Below are 590 nucleotides of genomic sequence, written 5' to 3'. Positions count from 1 at the left end.
CCTGACGAATACCCTTAGCTTTCTTGCGTTTATAGGTGATGGTCTCTGTTTCAACTGGGTATGTCAGCTTCTTCTTCAGGGAGACTTTCCTCCCCAAACAAGCTCAGCTGACCGGGTTGATACACAATCTTCTCTGATGATTTTCCGTAGAGTTTCTGTCTCAGATACTCAACCTGTTCACGAAGGAGGGTCAACTCGTTGGTCAAGATTTCAATGGTTTTTGTTAGACTTTCAATCACTTTATCTTGTGTCTCCATGGACTTACCTCCTTCTTTTTATCTCATTATACACAAAGAAAAGGCATGATTTCAATAGAAATCACGACTTTTTGAAACATTTATTTTTGGATTGATTGAAAATCCTTTCATGAGCCAGTCTACTTGCTCGGAAGTTAGAGCCTTGACCTCTTCTTCATTGTTTGGCCAGGTCAATTTTCCATTCTCAAAACGTTTATACAATAACCAAAATCCTTGTCCGTCCCAGTAAAGAGCTTTGAATCGGTCTTTTCGACCTCCGCAGAAGAGATAGACCTGACCTGAAAAGGGATCCAGATTGAATTGACTTTTGACAAGGTAGGCGAGAGAATCAAT

At 40.5% G+C, this 590-nt stretch carries 2 protein-coding genes; both read right to left on the bottom strand.

Going from position 1 to position 590, the window contains the following annotated elements; translation table 11 throughout:
• Positions 1 to 50: 50 nt before the first annotated feature.
• Complete coding sequence (locus C1E99_RS01190; protein WP_105121655.1) at positions 51 to 257, bottom strand: transposase; 207 nt, start codon at positions 255 to 257, stop codon at positions 51 to 53.
• Positions 258 to 308: 51 nt separating this feature from the next.
• On the bottom strand, positions 309 to 590 hold a 282-nt coding region (gene tnpB, locus C1E99_RS01185), incomplete at its 5' end, for an IS66 family insertion sequence element accessory protein TnpB (protein WP_153060128.1).

Origin of the sequence: Streptococcus suis, from assembly GCF_002964045.1 — a bacterium.
Lineage (GTDB): Bacteria > Bacillota > Bacilli > Lactobacillales > Streptococcaceae > Streptococcus > Streptococcus suis_U.
The sequence above is the reverse complement of the archived record's forward strand: the minus strand, read 5'-3'. Positions and strand labels throughout refer to the sequence as shown.

Bases quoted from the DNA above. Each gene is read 5' to 3' on its own strand.
- C1E99_RS01190 (WP_105121655.1), bottom strand. From the start codon at position 257: ATGGAGACACAAGATAAAGTGATTGAAAGTCTAACAAAAACCATTGAA.